Raw genomic sequence first — 15,629 nt, forward strand, 5'->3', positions numbered from 1 at the left:
GCGCAGCGTCGCGCCCTCAGAATTGGAGCGCCCCATGTCGCACGCGCATATCTCGCTGAGAAACATCCGCAAGACCTATGGCGACGCGGTGGCGGTCGAGAACCTGAACCTAGATATCGAAGAGGGAAAATTCGTCGCAATCATGGGCCCCTCGGGCTGCGGTAAATCCACCATGCTGCGGATGCTTGCCGGTCTCGAAGATGTATCGGGCGGGGACATCCTGCGCGAGGGTCAGTGGATCAATGAGCTGTCGATCTGGGAACGTGACATGCCCATGGTCTGGCAATCGCTTGCCTTGTTCCCGTTCCTGACCGTGCGCAAAAATGTCGAGTTCGGCCTGCGCATGAAGGGTGTCGGCAAGGCCGAACGCAAGACCCGCGTTTTGGACTGGCTGCAGAAACTGGGGCTGGAAGGTTACGCCGACCGTGGTATCGACCAGCTTTCCGGCGGTCAGCGTCAGCGTGTTGCGCTGGCCCGGTGTCTGGTTACCGAACCGTCGGTGCTGTTGCTGGACGAACCACTTTCGGCGCTTGATGCGCATTTGTCGGTGCAGATGCAGGGTGAGTTGAAGCGACTTCAGCGCGAGTTGGGCATCACTTTTGTATACGTCACGCACAGCCATTCCGAGGCGTTTTCGATGGCCGATACCGTGGTCATCATGAACCAGGGCCGGATCGAACAGGCGGGCAGCCCCGAAGATATCTACCTGCGTCCCGCCACTCCGTTTGTCGCCCGGTTCCTGGGGGGATCGTCGATCTTCGACTGCAAGGCGCGTCGTCTGAAAAGCGGCGAGATGGTTCTGGAAGGACCCGATGGCAGCTTTAAATGCACTGGGCCCGAGATGGCCGATCTGGATGAGGGCCAGCAGGTCAGCCTGATCGTCCGCGCCGACCAGATTTCGGTCACGGCCAAGGCAGGTTGGGCCGAGAACGAAGTCGCCGCGCGTGTCGTCGGCGAAGAATTCATCGGCGCGCTGGTAAACCTACGGCTTGAAACGGCAGCAGGAACCGCCATCACGGTGCAGCTGCAACAGCGCGACATGCAGGCGCTGGATATCGAAGTCGGGACCACGGTGACCGCCAGTTGGCATCCCGAAGACGGCCACATCATCAACGGATAACGACACATAAAAGGAGCCACCCATGGCCAAGAAGAAAATCCTTGTTTACGGCGACAGCAACACCTGGGGCTGGATCGGCGTCGAAGAAGCATTCCCGTCGACTCGTTACGCCGATGACGAACGCTGGGCCGGTGTCATGGCAGCCGAGCTGGGTGGCGGTTACGACGTCGCAGTCGACGGGCTGACCGTGCGCGCCACCAACCTTGACGACTCGATGGACTGGAACGCCGTCAAGGCGGATATGTTCAACGGTGCCAAAACGCTACCCGCCGCCATTGCGCGGGAAATGCCGGTGGATCTGCTGATCATCTCGCTGGGCACCAACGACCTGAAGGCAGAAACCAACCGCTCGGCCAAGGACATTGCCAACGCAATCATCGACGTGGCCAAAGTGGCGCAGGGTTGCGGCGGCGGCGTGGCGTATCACTATGAGGCACCACAGGTTCTGGTCGTCTCTCCGCCCCCGGTCAACGACATGCCACACCCCGATTTTGCAGGCATGTTCGAAGGCGGCAAAGCCAAGTCTGAAGCTTTGGGGGCGGCTTTGAAATCTGCCGCTGACGCCGCAGGCATCGCCAGCTTTGATGCAGGTGCCGTGACCGGCAATGTGCAAGGCGTCGATGGCCTGCACATGAGCAAAGACCAACACGCCCAACTGGGCCGCGCAATTGCAGAGCGCCTCAAGGCGCTCTGACACGAAACACCACCACCCCGCACAAAACACCATCATGCAACAGGAGGAGTTCTCCATGATGAAACTTGCAACAGGCCTGAAAACCGCCGCACTGGCGGCCACACTGGCCATCGGAACTATGGGCCCAGCAATGGCTGCTGATCTGAGCAAAGCCGGAACGATCGAATACGTAACCTTCAAGGCCAAAGACGGCGTGACCGTTGAAGCCATGTCCGAAGCCGCAGCAGGCGGTACCGTCAACGCAAACCTGACAGAAAACTATGCAGGTTTTGTTGATCGCCATGTGGCCCTGCAGGCCGATGGCGTCTGGATCGAGGTCGTCTATTGGGAAAGCGAAGAAGTCGGCCGTGCCGCGCTTGAGAAATTTGTCGCAGACCCGGTGAACAAGGCGTTCCTGGATCTGGTTGACGTGGATTCGGTGACCATCACTTATTCCGACATGCACTAAGCATTTAGAAACAGGCCGCCCAGTCCGTCGGCGGCCTACCTTTTTTCCGTTTCCATCTCTTTCATGCGGATTTTTCAACTTTGTGAGTTCCGACAGTCCGTGTCATGAAAGGTCAAGATGAAACGACGCCTGCCTCCCCTGAACGCGATACGCGCCTTTGAAGCGGCTGCCCGGCTGGAAAGCATTTCGGATGCCGCCGATGAACTGTCGGTGACGCCCACAGCGATCAGCCACCAGATCCGGCATCTTGAAAACCTGCTGGACATAAAGCTGTTCGAACGCTCGGGCCGCAGCATCACGCTGACCGATCAGGGGGCTCGAATGCTGCCGGATATCACCCGCGGCATGGACAGTCTGGCCGCAGCCTTTGCCGAAACCTATGGCAATCTTGACACCAACACGGTGACCATTTCGACCACGCGCGAATTCGCCCGCTTTTGGCTGCAACCCAGGCTGGGTGATTTCTATGACGCTTTCCCACAACTGACGCTGAACATCTTTGCCAGCGAAAACGCAGTTGATATGAGCGGCAGCGAAATTGACGTCGCTGTGCGCTATGGCGGAAAGCCTTCGGAAGGCAGCGATGAGATCGAGCTGTACCAAGAATACTACGTGGCCGCTGTCAGCCGGGAGCTGTTGATCCCCAACCGCGCCGCCCGGATTGAATTTCTGACCAAAAAGCGTCTGATCGATGTGCGTTGGGAAAACTCGTCGCTGACCGCGCCGTCATGGAAAGCATGGTTCGATGCCGCCGGTATCAAGGATTTCGACAGTTTTCGACGGATGAGTTTCGATGCCTATAATTTGGCCTTCGATGCTTTGCGACGTGGTCACGGCGCAGCCTTGCTGAGCCGGACAATTGTGCGATCGGCCGAGTTCCGGGACGAGTTCGTTGAGATGGAGGGGCCGCAACTGCCCGGCTATTTCTACAGGGTTCTGCGATCGCCTCAGGGGATGCGAAAACGGGCTGTGCGGCAGTTTGTGGAATGGCTGGAAGAAGAAGCGCCGAGATCACCAATAAGTGACCATAAATAGGGTGGTTACCAAAAGGTGCCCTATTCGAAAAAAGGCGCAAAAAGGCTAGATTTACGTACAGATTGACCCCTCGTCACAGGATGGTTCTGATGATCCGCCTCATTGCAATTCTTGCCTTTCTGGACGGTGCCGTACCGTCGATGGTTTGGGCCGACTTTCGAATACTCGCCCTGGGTGACAGCAACACCTGGGGATCGAATGCATCCGGTCCGCGGCACGGCGATGACGTGCGGTGGGGACGGGTGCTAGATGCGGCCCTCCCAAACGCTGTGGTGGTGGAGGAGGGCCGCATCGGCCGCCGCACCGATCTGGGCAAAGGGCGCGCGCTGAACAATATCGGCAAGCCGGTGACAACGCCCATTCCCGAACTGGCCGGTCAACATTTGCCGCTGGATATGGCCGTAGTCATGCTGGGAACCAACGATCTGCAATCAGGGCAGGGCCGCGACGCGGATGAGGTCGCACGGTCCGCCTTTTCGCTGGCGCGGATCCTGCTGGATGGCGGGGTTGAACAGGTGCTGGTCGTGACACCTCCGCCTTTGACTAACCCCGAACGCGGTGGCCTTTCAGGCATTTTCGGCAGATCACAGGAGCTGTCCGAAGAATTACCCGCGGCTTATGCGCGCCTGTCGCGCGAAACCGGCATTCCGGTCTTTGATGCGGGTATGGTGACCCGGGCGGATGGCGCAGATGGTGTACATCTGACTGCCAGGGCGCAGCGCGCGTTGGGCACGGCACTGGTGCCGCTGGTGCAAGATTTGCTGCCGGATAACGGGTAACACAACGTATTGAAATTATTGGAACAGGAGACTGACCAGGATGAACAGACGAATTTTCTGCACCACCTCGCTTGCCGCTTTGGCGCTGGCGGCAGCCGGACGCGCAGCGACGGACGATCAGATCACCTTCCACTTCTACGGTGCGCTGGATTGCCCACCCTGCATGGCGTTCAAACGCAATCATCTGGCCGATGTTCAGGCCGAAGGTCGGTCTTTAGGCTTTGCTGTAGAAGAGAACATCATCGCCAAAACCCGCGATGTACCCAATCCCGGCGTTTACGGCGACCGCGACCCGTTCCTGCGCGTTGCAGCGCCGCAGTTGGATTTCGTGTATCCGCCGATTTTCTTTGTGTCGAAAGGCGGTCAGATCAAATCCGTCCATGGGCACGACTGGCAAGCGGCGCTGGAAGACGCGAAGCGGCTGGCCGGCCAGACCTGATGCGGATTGCCCGCTCATTTCTGACCGCGATCTGCCTGATGCTGGCGGGTTCGGCTTTTGCGCAGGACTTGCAAGGGCGCGATACTGCCAGCAACTGGCGCGCGACACATCACGCATATCACGGCATCTGGAATTCAATCTGTGATGAGCGTGAAGAACACGGCGCGCTGAAAAAGCGCTGCTATATTCGATGGGTTGACGTGTATGCCGAAAATCCCAAATTCGGCGCTTTGTTTACCTTTGTCACACCCAGAGAATGCGCCGAGACCGGGCGACATGATGTCATGTTTGGTCCCGAGCTTGGCACCGTGTTTCTACCGGGTGGTTTCGTCATCAAGAGCAACGGCGAAGAAATCTGGCGGATGAGCAGCGCACGCTGTCTGTTTTTCGCAAACTGTGAACTGAGCGAGACGCAATCAGACGAAATCCTACAAGCCATGCTAAAGGGGACGACATTGGAGTTTTCCTTTATCGACCCGCATCTGCGACGGTTTGATCTGGAATGGTCGCTGGATGGGTTTACCGACGCTTTCGAAACCTACGAAACACAGTGGGCCTTGCGGCAGTAGAGTCACTGCCACATTTTTCTGCTATGCGTGCAAAAGCTCTTCGAAGTTTTTAATCACCCAATTGTCCAACTGGCCAATCACATCTGCCAAAGACTGGCCCAAGGGTGTGAGGCGGTAATCAACGCGGGGCGGAATCTCGCCATAGTCGCGACGTGCGACAAGGTTGTATTCCTCCAGCCGTTTGAGAGTCTGGGTCAGCATTTTCTGCGAAATCCCCTCAATCAACCGCAGCAATTCGGCGTTCCGCTTTGGTCCGTCGATCAAAAGCGGAATGACCAGCAAAGACCACTTGTCTCCGATCACCTCGATGATCTTTCGGGACGGGCAAAGAGCGACATATGGATCAGGTTTGACATCAAGCATTCGTGATAACCCCATAGGCACCAAAAGGTGCGTACTTTTTCTTCGGTTCCCTGGATCATATCGTCCTGCTCATCTGGTGCAATCAAAGAATCCTGACCGTATGCAACACCCTAACGTGCCTAAGAAAACAGGCACATGAGGGTCACCGGAAAGGGAAGATCGCGAACTCTAACCACTGACTCACACGGAGACCTGAAATGGTACAAATTACGCGAAGACAAGTTCTGGGAAGCGCAGCCATGGCTGCCACTGCGGCCACTCTGCCCGCCGTCGCTTCGGCCAAAGCGCCTCTGGCCACAGGGCAGGCACCGGGCTTTTACCGCCGCAAGGTTGGCGACGCTCAGGTCACCGCGCTGTTGGATGGTTACATCGACGTGGCGCATGGCTTCTGGGTTGGTATCGAGACCGCGACGGTCGAAGATCTTGTTGCTAAGGCTGGACTGCCGGCAAATGACTCGATCCGGATCGGCATCACTTCGTACTTGATCAACCAGGGTGACCGCCTTGTACTGGTTGACACCGGTTCTGCTGATTTCTTCGGCCCGACCGCCGGAAAGTTCCTTTCGGCGCTGGCCGCTGCCGGATATACCCCGGATCAGGTGGATGATATCCTGGTCACGCACATGCACCCCGACCACACCGGTGCGTTGGTCGACAATGGCGCTGCCGTGTTCCCGAATGCGCAGATACACATTGGCGGGCTCGAGTTCGACTACTGGACCTCGACCACAGAGCAATCGAACGCACCGGATTTCGCAAAGCCGTGGTTCGATGCCGCGATCGGCGTGAAAAAGGCCTATGGCGATCAAGTCAACGTGTTCACCGGTACGGCTGACGTGATCCCAGGCTTCACCCCGGTTCCGCTTTACGGCCACACACCGGGCCACACGGGTTATCGCTTGTCCACTGACGGTGAAGACCTGCTGATCTGGGGCGACGCATGTGGCGTTGCATCGGTTCAATTCGAACACCCCGAAGCAGGTCTGGCCTTTGACGTTGACGGCGCCACCGGCAAAGTCACCCGCGCAAACCTGCTGGACATGGCCTCTGGCGATGGCGTTCTGGTCGCCTCGGCGCACCTGCCGTTCCCAACCTTTGGCCGTGTACACCGCGCAGGCGGGGCCTATGATTGGCAGCCTGACGAGTACCGCTTCGAGGTTTGATTGGGCTTTCCCAATCCCATTCTTGACGTTGCCGATTGGAGCGGGCTCTGCGCCTGCTCCAATTCCGCTTTGAGGAAATTTTCATGAGCAGCATACCGAGACGGGGTCTGTATCAAGGCCAGTGGCACTGCGACCTCAGCGTTGTGCCAGACCGTAACAGCGATTTTCAACAAAGCTTCAGCACCTCGGCAGCCCGCGCCGAGATCGACATTGATCGCCTGCGCGACCGGCCCGAAAGCTATCATGTCTTCGCGGCCAAAGCTTGCCCTTTTGCTCATCGCGTACTGATGATGCTGGCGCATCTGCCGACTGCCAAACTGGGGGTGACCTACTGCGATCCGTGGCTGGGACATCCGCAAGGTTGGACATTTCTGCCCGATGCGACACCACCTGCCGGTGACCGCTTCTTGTGGGAGGTCTACACGGCGTCAGGGCTCTGTTGCAAAGATTTAGCTGTTGACGCGCTAGGGTTTAGCGCGTGGATGGCATTCGGTCCTAACTAGTCGAAAGCCAGCTCATGATCTCCTTCAAAGGCGCACAATATCCCAAGGATGTGATCCTCTTTGCTGTGTTCTTCTACGTGCGATACGGCGTGTCGTACCGTGATCTTGAAGAAATCATGTCCGAGCGTGGCGTTGTGGTAGATCACACGACGCTGAACCGATGGGTGACAAAATACGCCAGTGCAATCGCCGACGTCGCGCGCAGGCGAAAGGGACCGTGTGACCGCTCCTGGAGAATGGACGAGACTTACATCAAGGTGAAAGGCGCGTGGGTTTATCTCTATCGAGCTGTTGATAAGCACGGCAAGACACTTGATTTCATGCTTTCGCCGCGCCGAAACAAACCGGCTGCGACAAAGTTCTTTGCCAGGATGCTGGAGGTCAACGGCCTTCCGCGAAAGATCGTTATCGACAAAAGTGGCGCCAATACTGCAGGCATTAAGGCGATCAACAAGATGCTGAAAGGGTTTGGTTGCCCGATCCCAATCGAGATGGTCAGGCGGAAGTATCTGAATAACATCGTGGAACAGGACCATCGCTTCATCAAGAGACGAACTCGGCCGATGTTGGGGTTCAAGGCTTTCGCTTCAGCGGCAGCTACACTGGGCGGTATCGAAGTGGCGCACATGATCCGCAAAGGTCAGCTCACGCCTGGAATCTGTCCGTTTCGTCAATTTGCAGAATTGGCGGCATAAGCCGCGGGTTCGGTGCCAACTCTTCGTTCAGTAAGAAACTTTGCAACAGAGCCCCGCGCGGCTCCACTCTGGTTGGCGAATACTCATCAGATGTTTCACTGGGCCAAAGTCGCGTTCTGGTGGCCTGGAACCGCGTGATCACAACCGATCAGCGCTCGATCATGATTGGATCGCGCGGTGTTGATAGTCTCGGCCGGGCTGGCATGACGGGCAATGTTCAACATCACTTCGGTCTCAAATTCGAAGCCGCGTTCTTCATTTCCATCTTCTCGGGGATTGCCAACCTTGGCAATCGCACGATCAATGATGGAGACAACAACAGCAGCAGCAGCTTTGTAGACGGGACCAACCAATTCAGCGAAGCGGCATCTGAACCTCTCACTGAATACCTGTCGATTGCGCCGACAATCTGGATCGATCAGGGCGAGAACATCAATGTATTTGTCTCGCGGGATCTGTACCTGTGATTGCGTCCCTCTGAACCTGAACGGGGCTCAACATTGTTGGGCCCCTTTTCTTTTGCATCAAACCGGCTTTGCACAGTGTTGCCCTGAAGGAGAAGGCCATGACCACCATTCGCGCCAAGACACATATTCCGTACACCATCACAATTGCTATCGTCAGCATCCCGCTTTGGGCCGCTCTCTGGATCGCTATCAAAGTGAATGGGGACATTGGCACCTGGCGTCCGTGGCTCCTTCTCAGCCATTGGAACAGCCTTAATCCGAGCGATTGGGACAAGGCTTTATGGGGTGGCGCCACACTTGGCATCATGACCGGGGCCGGTCTCGCCTATCTGCTTGGCGGTATGGTTCTGGGTGTGACGGCAACCGATGCGCATGGTGATGCACGATGGGCCACGGGCAAGGAGATCCACGCGGCGCGACTGGTGAGTGATTGGGGCCTTGTTCTGGGCAAGCTGGGCAAGGCGGAGAAAAAGGCACCTCATCTGCGCGCCCATACGGATGACCAGGGCACGGTTCTGGTCTCGGGTCCGCCCCGATCCGGTAAGGGTGTCGGTATAATTGTCCCTACTCTGCTCGACTATCCCGGCTCCCTGATCGTCTATGATGTGAAGGGCGAGCTTTTTGAAACCACGGCGCGGCGACGGTTGGCAAAGGGGGATAGTGTGCGGGTGCTTTCTCCGTTCGATGTACAGTTCCCGAACAACCCCGATGGATCTCTGGTCGGGCGGTCGCATAGCTTCAACCCTCTGATTGAAATCGCCGCCATGGAGGATCTGGAAGACCGGCTCGTCCGTATCTCGGAAATCAGCTCGGCGCTGTTGTCCCCAAAAAGTTCGGGCGGCGCTGAAGCTTCGCTCATGGAAGATGCGCACGAGATCTTTGAGGCTGCCGCTGCGGTTGTTTGCAACGAGCCTGAGCCGTCCCTCGGTCGAATTCTTCAGGTGCTTACTCCGGAGGTGAAGGGGGATGATGAAATCCCCGATTACAAAAGTATGTTTGCTGCGCTTGCACCGCGCGCGCCGGATCCGGTTTCCAAAGGTGCCATGCTGCGGATGGCCGGTCAGGACAACAAGCAGCTGGGTATCTATCTGTCTGTTCTGATGGGCGGTGGTCTGAATGCCTGGCGCAACCCCGCGATCGTTCGCGCGACCAAGACGAATGACTTTGATTTTGAAGGAATGCGCTGGAAACCGCAGACCTGCTATATTTCCATCCCGGAATCGAACAAGCAGGTATCCCGTCCACTGGTGCGCCTGTTCATCCAGTGCGCCATCAATGCCTTGCGGCGCAGGCTCATGGCGTCGGGCGAGGACTTCTTGCCGGTGCTGTTTCTGATTGACGAATTTCATTCATTGGGCCGGATGCAAGGTGTCCTCGATGCTGTCACCACCCTGCCCGGCTATGGCGGTCGTTTGTGCCTGGTCGTTCAATCCCCGGCGTCTCTGCGTGAACACTATGGGCCAGCCGGTGAAGAGATCCTTACGGAAAGCTCACATCTGCATGTTTGGCTGACACCCAACTCTGAAGAAACCAAACAAAAACTGTCCAAGGCCCTTGGCAACAAGACTGTGACGCAGAAATCCGTCTCCGGTCGCAACTGGTCGAAAGATCCCGGTCGGTCGGAAAGCTGGTCAGAGAAAAGCAGGGCGTTGTTGACACCTGAAGAGATCGGCCGTCTGGGAAAGGAAGAGGTCATTATCACCGGCAAGGGCATGTTCCCGATCCGGACCAACCGGGTGTCGTTCTACAAAGACCATCGATTCAAAGCCCTGAATGACAGCCAGACCGGAAAGCTCTGGCCGGATGTGCCGGTGGTCAAATCCGGCGTCGTGACCCGGTATGATGAGTTTTTGAAAGACGCTGGCTCATCAAACACGAACGAACCGGAAACGACGGAACCGGTCCCGGAACCAAAACGCTCCCTGTCGCAACGGGCAGCCGTGAACGGGGTGGGATCGCCAGCGCAGGTAGCACCGACAAGCCCACGACCACCATCCTTTCCCGATCAGGGCACAGCTGGTTATGGGTTTTTCGAAGATCCGCGTGAGGTGTTGGTTGAGGAAGAGACGCAAGAGGACCGGAAACTGACGGATGTGATGGAGACGATCAAAGCGCCTGATCTTGCAGGCAACCTTGGCAGCTTGCTCAACCTCGCGCCGATCAACCCGGAAACTGACCGTGAACTGGCCGAACTGGCGCATCGCCTGTCACCTGATGAACTCATTAATCGGTTGTCGCCGCTGTTCAGAGGTGGTGAAACTATAGTTGCGTAGCATTGGCAGTGGTTCATAACTTTCACGAAAAAAATAGGGACTCTGAACATGAGATTGATACTGGCCATTTTTCTGCCCTTTGTCGTGTTTTTCACAATTAAACGTCCGTTTCAGGGTCTGTTCTGTTTGGCTTTGCAGCTTACACTCATTGGCTGGATACCAGCGGCAATATGGGCCGTGTATTCTTTGAGCCAGTACAACACTGACAAGAAAATCGCGGCGGTCACCAGAAATGGCTCAGAGCTATGACAAATTACGCGGTTATTGCCCTGGCTCTGGGCTTAAGCTCATATAGCGCGCCTGTTGGTGCGGCATCTACAAGTCAAACTGCGAAGGAAAACTACGTCCAATTTCTTTCCAGACATGACCTATCGCCGGTGCAAAATGAGATTCTGGCTGAATGTATGGTCGATAGATTGTCAGCCGAGGGGCGCGGGAAACTGGCATCCGCAGAATCGGACCGGGCAGCTGAACTAGCGATGCTGGCCGATGGGCAGAACACACATAGTACTCTGTGCATCGCCGAAGCGATTTTGCAGACAAAATAGCAGCGAGTAGTCGGCGCAAGAACCGCGTGGATTGGAGAGCCAGAGGCATGAATGACACTACCGAGCCCTACCCACAGGGCAAAGCGCTGGCTCTGTTGGCATATGCGCTGGACGTAGATTCCGATGACACAATCAGCCGAGAAGAATTGGACCGGTTGGTGGATGATGTATGCGAAGACGAAACCGAGCGCGCACGACTTGTTTCCGTTTTGGCGAACCCGAACAACTCACAACTGCCCGCAGTCCTTGCTGAGCTGGTCTCGTCGCGGTTAGACCGCCTGAAAGACACTTTGGAAATCTTGATGGACAACGATGATGTCTTTGGAGTGTGGAGCCAAAGAGTTGCTGGTGGCGGGCTGCTTGCCAGTATCGGATTTACTGTCACAAGCATCGTGACCGGTGGTTGGGCTGCTCTGGCAATAGGAGCCGGGATCGTTGCAAGTGGCGCAACATCAGTGGGCCGCTCGAAGCTAAAAAAGCAAACCAGGGCAGCGCGTCGCGCCGTCGAACAGACCGAACGGGTTATCGACCAAATCAAGGGCAAATAGCTCTGTTCGCATGAATCGGTGGAAATGTTGGTGAAAACCCATATATTGCTCTCAAAGGAGATCATCAGATGCTTGAAGGTTTGAGTTCAGAAGTGATCCTGTCTCTTGCAGGTGCCGGGGTCAGCGTCTTAGCGTTGGGTGGTATCACTATGGCACTAAGGCCGAAACCTCGTAAGAGTGACATTGATGTTGATGCGTTGGTTCGGAATGCGCCCTACCATCGCCTGCATAATGTCGTCGCACTCAAGTGATGCTGGCAGGATCGTAGATCCAGCGATAAGGCGTAAAGTAAATGGGGGCCGCAACGCCCCCTGTTCTGTTTTGGGATCACTTTTGCCGCAAAACCCTGACCGCTGTTGGCCTTCGCTGGTCCCCTGTCTTCCGGAACTGGATAATCACGTCAATCATCGAGCGGCAGTATTTGCAAAATCCCAAAACACCGCGCACGAGGTTCTCATTGGACTGTGCGCACAAAATCCTGTTGAGATTGTGCGCCAGCACTGCTGCTCAATGCCGTTGTAATACTCTAGTTGGTAGATTGAGCCCTGAGCAGCCGTTGATCACGCTTCTGTCTTTCGCTCACGCAGCAGGCCGCGAACCGCACATTCCGGACCTTCAGAACCAGGGGGCAAATGGCAGGTGAGCGGACAAATCTGCCGTTCGGCTATTTGGTCACTCTGCGTTGCAAGCACTTGAGGTCGCTACGAACGATCCACCTATGAGCGACGCCAACAGGTATCATGTACGCATGCCCGAACCAGTTGTGCGCCCGAACTGATGATGTGACTGTGACAGTAGGACCGTTAGTCGAAACGCAGGTCATGACGTCGAGATGGCGGTCTCGCGCGGTCAGAACCAACGATTTCTCATCAGAATACTCTACCAAGAAAAAATCTAAGTGGTCCCCGACGGTTACGGCCTGCACCGCATTACCACTGAAACCCTTGATCGGCTTCACGCCAAACATGCCTGAAACTGCGTCACGTACCCAAAACGCCAGTTTCAAAATCGGTTTAGGTTCTTCCATAATGAAATTCCAAGCCGCAAGGGGAGTAATTTCGTGACACAACTGGACACTCTGAGTGTCGAAGTAATCCAACTCCGGTACGGGTTCGAGTATGCGGGCATTGGTATCGGCAAGGTTGATCATGAGCGCACGTTAGCTGCGTCGCAGTATCCGGTAAAGCGGGCTCTGACCGCCAGTCGGTGCAAACCGCAGAGAATGACAGCAGAGAGCCCATATTGACCGATGCTGCGCCGTGAACAAATGTCTGCTATTTCAGTTAGTGTTACTTCAGAAGGTCGTCCTCAAACGGGAAGCGCGACAGTAGCTCAATGCCAGCGTTTGTCACCAGAACTTGCTGCTCCAACTTCACGCCTTCCTTGCCGCCAGCCTCACCGATGTAGCTTTCCACACAGAGCGTCATGCCAGCGACGATTTCGCCGTCATAACCCGCATCAGGAAAATCGCCTTTGTGATAAAGGTAGGGGTATTCGCCAGTCATGCCGCACCCGTGGGCGGACAGATAATAGCGGTTCTCGTAGAACTTCTCTGGAATGTCCCAAGCGCGATCTGCGTAGTCGCGAAAGCTCATGCCAGCGTGCAAAATATCCATGTTGCTGAGCACCTGTTCATGGGCGACTTTGTAAAGCTCACGCTGTGCGTCGGTCGGTTTGCCTGGTCCCGAATGAAAGGTGCGCGAAAAGTCGGAATAATAGCCGTGACACCCGACAACATCTGTATCGAGTGCGATCAGTTCATTTTCACCAATCACGTGGCTGGATGTTTCCTGAAACCACGGGTTTGTGCGATCGCCTGCATTCAACAAACGCGTCTCACAGTAATCCGCGTTCTGTGTGATCACCGATTGATGCAAAACCGACCACAACTCATTTTCGGTCATGCCGGGGCGGATGGCGGCACGCAGTTTGGCGACGCCGTTTTCCGTGGCGCGCAACGAGGCGTTGATACATTTCATCTCTTCGCTGGATTTGACGGCGCGGGCCATTTCAACAGGTTGCTGGGCGTCAACGATGTTGAGACCACATTCTTTCAACGCGATGGCTGTCCCAGCATTCAGACGTTCTAGGCCGACGGTGGCCCCTTTGCCCAAAAGCTCGGTGATCAAGTCTGTCATTTCAACGGCCCACGCCGTTTCGCGTGCGGCAATCTCTGGGCCAGCGGCCACAAAACTGGCGGTTTTAGACGGGCGAACTTCGTCGATTGTCTCATAGCCCTCGCCAAGATGGAGACAGCCCGTAAATTCAAACAAGATTGATTTCTTCGCCGTCAGCAGCAAATAACGCGAGGGTGCATTGCGTTGGCAAAACACCTGCATGTTTCGTGAACCAGTGGCGTAACGGATGTTGATCGGGTCCGACAGGATGACGGCATCGACATTGTAGTGTTGCATTTGTTCACGTACGCGGGCCAGTCGGTATAGGCGCACAGCCTTGAGGTCGATCCCTTCGCTTTCGGGTGCGCGATCCAGAAGGGCGATGCCCGCCAAGTCACTGCGTTCTGCGTGCCAATCGAAATTTGCCATGTCTGTTCTCCTCGTTGCACGATAACTGAGGCCTGAACCAAAGACTGTAAACACTTGAAAAACTCGCCCGTTCCCATAACTATAAGGAATGGATAACCGTCGCAAAAACCTCCCGCCACTTGATACGCTGATCTTCTTTGATGCCGTGATACGCGCTGGGGGCTTCACCGCCGCCTCGAGTGAGCTTTATGTGTCCCAAGCGGCCGTCAGCAAGCGCGTGCGACAGCTTGAAGATTGGTTGGGGACGCCATTGTTTGAACGTGGAACGCGCAGCCTGACCCCAACCGCAGCAGGCCAATCTTTGTCAGAGCCTGTTGCGATGGCACTGGATTATCTCCGTGCCTCGCTTGATGGTCTCAAATCGCCCGTGCGCCCATCAGTGCGGATTGCAGCAAACAACGCGGTTTCGATGTTCTGGCTGTTCCCACGCCTAAAGGCGTTCACCTTCAGCGCCACGTCTTGCCCCGTAGAAACAGTCGTTACCGATGACCCTAGCCTGTTGCTGTCACCGGAGAATGATCTGGCCATTATCTACGCTGGTGCAGTGCCTGATGGGTGGGTGGGGAAAAGGTTGATGGAAGAAGAGCTCGCCCCGGTAACATCGCCAAATGGCGCACTGCAATTCGCCCGCGATCCACGCAGCTTGCCACTACTGGAATATGACCGCCATGCGCCGGAGTGGATTAATTGGGACATCTGGGCAAAACGCCAGGACAGTTCCCCCTTATTGGGCCTGCGGCGCGTTGTTTGCCAAACCTACGGCCAATCCATTGGACGGGCGATTGCAGGCGAAGGCATCGCCCTTGCCAGCCTAACTTTGCTACACGAAGAGTTGGCGTCTGGTTCGCTTGAACAGCTTGATGCCGTTCCAACATCCACTGGAAAAGGATACTTTCTGGTGACAAGCGCGAGTGGGTCGAAGCAAGACAATGTCGGCGCTTTGAAGAAGTTTCTAACAAACTGAGGCAGCTTTCTTCCAAAAACCAAAAGCCGACGTTGGCACAAGCGCAGCAAAAGCTCACTTTGTCCGCGGACTGTGAGTTCGGTCAGCTCCTGATTTAGCTTTTGCAGCGAATGGCGGGAATGCGGGCTGCGGCTGCAGCGTTGAGGGGTCTGGGCCAACGGCCGGAAAGGGCCGTCCATGCTCGGGTCGAGCACCCAGTTCAAGGAATATGCTGCGATCGCTCTAACGACGGCAAGGGAGCCTATATCGGTCGTAACTTCGTTTGTCGCCAATGTCCGCTTTTCTCAGGTAGCGGTGTCAGCGGATAGTCTGACAACCTCAATTGGTTCGCGGAGCCCTTTCAGGTTCAATTCACCACGCGATTCAATTTGAAAGTCGTCCTCCACTGCAATGCCGACCCTAGGTGTTTGATCCCAAGGTTTGATGGTGCGATCCATTCGTTGAAATGGAAGGAAGCATTATGGGACAAGTACGT

At 56.0% G+C, this 15,629-nt stretch carries 19 protein-coding genes; 16 read left to right on the forward strand and 3 right to left on the reverse strand.

Annotated elements, in window-relative coordinates:
• The first annotated feature begins 34 nt into the window (after nucleotides 1–34).
• The 7 genes from HW561_RS14645 (at nucleotide 35) to HW561_RS14675 (ending at nucleotide 5,084) form a co-directional block, all read left to right on the forward strand.
• Nucleotides 35–1,120, forward strand: coding sequence for an ABC transporter ATP-binding protein (locus HW561_RS14645; protein WP_176866093.1), 1,086 nt, complete (start codon nucleotides 35–37; stop codon nucleotides 1,118–1,120).
• Between the two features lie 22 nt (nucleotides 1,121–1,142).
• The gene (locus HW561_RS14650; RefSeq protein ID WP_176866045.1) at nucleotides 1,143–1,814 is read left to right on the forward strand and encodes an SGNH/GDSL hydrolase family protein; all 672 of its coding nucleotides are present in this window, start codon (nucleotides 1,143–1,145) and stop codon (nucleotides 1,812–1,814) included.
• Nucleotides 1,815–1,869: 55 nt separating this feature from the next.
• A complete protein-coding gene (locus HW561_RS14655; protein WP_176866047.1) occupies nucleotides 1,870–2,262 on the forward strand; it encodes a hypothetical protein in 393 nt (130 codons plus the stop codon).
• Between the two features lie 117 nt (nucleotides 2,263–2,379).
• Nucleotides 2,380–3,297 carry a LysR substrate-binding domain-containing protein gene (locus tag HW561_RS14660; protein ID WP_176866049.1) on the forward strand — a complete coding sequence of 306 codons (918 nt, stop codon included), beginning with the start codon at nucleotides 2,380–2,382 and terminating at the stop codon, nucleotides 3,295–3,297.
• A gap of 89 nt (nucleotides 3,298–3,386) precedes the next feature.
• Complete coding sequence (locus tag HW561_RS14665) at nucleotides 3,387–4,076, forward strand: GDSL-type esterase/lipase family protein (protein WP_176866051.1); 690 nt, start codon at nucleotides 3,387–3,389, stop codon at nucleotides 4,074–4,076.
• Between the two features lie 40 nt (nucleotides 4,077–4,116).
• The gene (locus tag HW561_RS14670; RefSeq protein ID WP_176866053.1) at nucleotides 4,117–4,515 is read left to right on the forward strand and encodes a hypothetical protein; all 399 of its coding nucleotides are present in this window, start codon (nucleotides 4,117–4,119) and stop codon (nucleotides 4,513–4,515) included.
• A complete protein-coding gene (locus tag HW561_RS14675) occupies nucleotides 4,515–5,084 on the forward strand; it encodes an invasion associated locus B family protein (RefSeq protein WP_176866055.1) in 570 nt (189 codons plus the stop codon). The genes HW561_RS14670 and HW561_RS14675 overlap by 1 nt, the downstream gene beginning before the upstream one ends.
• A 21-nt stretch (nucleotides 5,085–5,105) precedes the next feature.
• Here the strand turns inward: HW561_RS14675 and HW561_RS14680 are convergent, their stop codons facing one another.
• Complete coding sequence (locus HW561_RS14680; RefSeq protein ID WP_235962911.1) at nucleotides 5,106–5,447, reverse strand: winged helix-turn-helix transcriptional regulator; 342 nt, start codon at nucleotides 5,445–5,447, stop codon at nucleotides 5,106–5,108.
• A gap of 197 nt (nucleotides 5,448–5,644) precedes the next feature.
• On the opposite strand from HW561_RS14680, the gene HW561_RS14685 reads away from it, so the two are divergent.
• The 8 genes from HW561_RS14685 to HW561_RS14720 all read left to right on the forward strand — a co-directional run bounded on the left by HW561_RS14685 (nucleotide 5,645) and on the right by HW561_RS14720 (nucleotide 11,895).
• Nucleotides 5,645–6,610, forward strand: a complete 966-nt coding sequence (locus HW561_RS14685; RefSeq protein ID WP_235962912.1) for an MBL fold metallo-hydrolase — start codon at nucleotides 5,645–5,647, stop codon at nucleotides 6,608–6,610.
• 83 nt (nucleotides 6,611–6,693) lie between these two features.
• On the forward strand, nucleotides 6,694–7,113 hold the full coding sequence (locus tag HW561_RS14690) for a glutathione S-transferase family protein (RefSeq protein ID WP_176866059.1): 420 nt from the start codon (nucleotides 6,694–6,696) through the stop codon (nucleotides 7,111–7,113).
• 14 nt (nucleotides 7,114–7,127) lie between these two features.
• On the forward strand, nucleotides 7,128–7,808 hold the full coding sequence (locus HW561_RS14695; protein ID WP_176866061.1) for an IS6 family transposase: 681 nt from the start codon (nucleotides 7,128–7,130) through the stop codon (nucleotides 7,806–7,808).
• Nucleotides 7,805–8,275 carry a TrbI/VirB10 family protein gene (locus HW561_RS14700; protein ID WP_328803293.1) on the forward strand — a complete coding sequence of 157 codons (471 nt, stop codon included), beginning with the start codon at nucleotides 7,805–7,807 and terminating at the stop codon, nucleotides 8,273–8,275. The genes HW561_RS14695 and HW561_RS14700 overlap by 4 nt, the downstream gene beginning before the upstream one ends.
• Before the next feature lie 98 nt (nucleotides 8,276–8,373).
• Nucleotides 8,374–10,548 (forward strand): type IV secretory system conjugative DNA transfer family protein, encoded by a 2,175-nt coding sequence (locus tag HW561_RS14705; protein ID WP_176866063.1) that lies wholly within the window; start codon nucleotides 8,374–8,376, stop codon nucleotides 10,546–10,548.
• Between the two features lie 48 nt (nucleotides 10,549–10,596).
• The gene (locus HW561_RS14710; protein ID WP_176866065.1) at nucleotides 10,597–10,797 is read left to right on the forward strand and encodes a YqaE/Pmp3 family membrane protein; all 201 of its coding nucleotides are present in this window, start codon (nucleotides 10,597–10,599) and stop codon (nucleotides 10,795–10,797) included.
• 346 nt (nucleotides 10,798–11,143) lie between these two features.
• Nucleotides 11,144–11,644, forward strand: a complete 501-nt coding sequence (locus HW561_RS14715) for a phage holin family protein (RefSeq protein WP_176866067.1) — start codon at nucleotides 11,144–11,146, stop codon at nucleotides 11,642–11,644.
• Nucleotides 11,645–11,712: 68 nt separating this feature from the next.
• A complete protein-coding gene (locus HW561_RS14720) occupies nucleotides 11,713–11,895 on the forward strand; it encodes a hypothetical protein (RefSeq protein WP_176866069.1) in 183 nt (60 codons plus the stop codon).
• A 413-nt stretch (nucleotides 11,896–12,308) separates the two neighbouring features.
• Here the strand turns inward: HW561_RS14720 and HW561_RS14725 are convergent, their stop codons facing one another.
• A complete protein-coding gene (locus tag HW561_RS14725; RefSeq protein ID WP_176866071.1) occupies nucleotides 12,309–12,794 on the reverse strand; it encodes a DUF2867 domain-containing protein in 486 nt (161 codons plus the stop codon).
• Between the two features lie 139 nt (nucleotides 12,795–12,933).
• The gene (locus HW561_RS14730) at nucleotides 12,934–14,190 is read right to left on the reverse strand and encodes a M24 family metallopeptidase (protein ID WP_176866074.1); all 1,257 of its coding nucleotides are present in this window, start codon (nucleotides 14,188–14,190) and stop codon (nucleotides 12,934–12,936) included.
• Nucleotides 14,191–14,278: 88 nt separating this feature from the next.
• Here HW561_RS14730 and HW561_RS14735 point away from each other — a divergent pair, with 88 nt between their 5' ends.
• Nucleotides 14,279–15,154 (forward strand): LysR family transcriptional regulator, encoded by an 876-nt coding sequence (locus tag HW561_RS14735; RefSeq protein WP_176866076.1) that lies wholly within the window; start codon nucleotides 14,279–14,281, stop codon nucleotides 15,152–15,154.
• The last annotated feature ends 475 nt before the right edge of the window (nucleotides 15,155–15,629 follow it).

The organism is Ruegeria haliotis (genome assembly GCF_013377785.1).
Classification (GTDB): Bacteria; Pseudomonadota; Alphaproteobacteria; order Rhodobacterales; family Rhodobacteraceae; genus Ruegeria; species Ruegeria haliotis.

Coding starts and splice junctions, on each gene's coding strand:
- HW561_RS14645 (WP_176866093.1), top strand. CDS start 35: ATGTCGCACGCGCATATCTCGCTGAGAAACATCCGCAAGACCTATGGC.
- HW561_RS14650 (WP_176866045.1), top strand. CDS start 1,143: ATGGCCAAGAAGAAAATCCTTGTTTACGGCGACAGCAACACCTGGGGC.
- HW561_RS14655 (WP_176866047.1), top strand. CDS start 1,870: ATGATGAAACTTGCAACAGGCCTGAAAACCGCCGCACTGGCGGCCACA.
- HW561_RS14660 (WP_176866049.1), top strand. CDS start 2,380: ATGAAACGACGCCTGCCTCCCCTGAACGCGATACGCGCCTTTGAAGCG.
- HW561_RS14665 (WP_176866051.1), top strand. CDS start 3,387: ATGATCCGCCTCATTGCAATTCTTGCCTTTCTGGACGGTGCCGTACCG.
- HW561_RS14670 (WP_176866053.1), top strand. CDS start 4,117: ATGAACAGACGAATTTTCTGCACCACCTCGCTTGCCGCTTTGGCGCTG.
- HW561_RS14675 (WP_176866055.1), top strand. CDS start 4,515: ATGCGGATTGCCCGCTCATTTCTGACCGCGATCTGCCTGATGCTGGCG.
- HW561_RS14680 (WP_235962911.1), bottom strand. CDS start 5,447: ATGCTTGATGTCAAACCTGATCCATATGTCGCTCTTTGCCCGTCCCGA.
- HW561_RS14685 (WP_235962912.1), top strand. CDS start 5,645: ATGGTACAAATTACGCGAAGACAAGTTCTGGGAAGCGCAGCCATGGCT.
- HW561_RS14690 (WP_176866059.1), top strand. CDS start 6,694: ATGAGCAGCATACCGAGACGGGGTCTGTATCAAGGCCAGTGGCACTGC.
- HW561_RS14695 (WP_176866061.1), top strand. CDS start 7,128: ATGATCTCCTTCAAAGGCGCACAATATCCCAAGGATGTGATCCTCTTT.
- HW561_RS14705 (WP_176866063.1), top strand. CDS start 8,374: ATGACCACCATTCGCGCCAAGACACATATTCCGTACACCATCACAATT.
- HW561_RS14710 (WP_176866065.1), top strand. CDS start 10,597: ATGAGATTGATACTGGCCATTTTTCTGCCCTTTGTCGTGTTTTTCACA.
- HW561_RS14715 (WP_176866067.1), top strand. CDS start 11,144: ATGAATGACACTACCGAGCCCTACCCACAGGGCAAAGCGCTGGCTCTG.
- HW561_RS14720 (WP_176866069.1), top strand. CDS start 11,713: ATGCTTGAAGGTTTGAGTTCAGAAGTGATCCTGTCTCTTGCAGGTGCC.
- HW561_RS14725 (WP_176866071.1), bottom strand. CDS start 12,794: ATGATCAACCTTGCCGATACCAATGCCCGCATACTCGAACCCGTACCG.
- HW561_RS14730 (WP_176866074.1), bottom strand. CDS start 14,190: ATGGCAAATTTCGATTGGCACGCAGAACGCAGTGACTTGGCGGGCATC.
- HW561_RS14735 (WP_176866076.1), top strand. CDS start 14,279: ATGGATAACCGTCGCAAAAACCTCCCGCCACTTGATACGCTGATCTTC.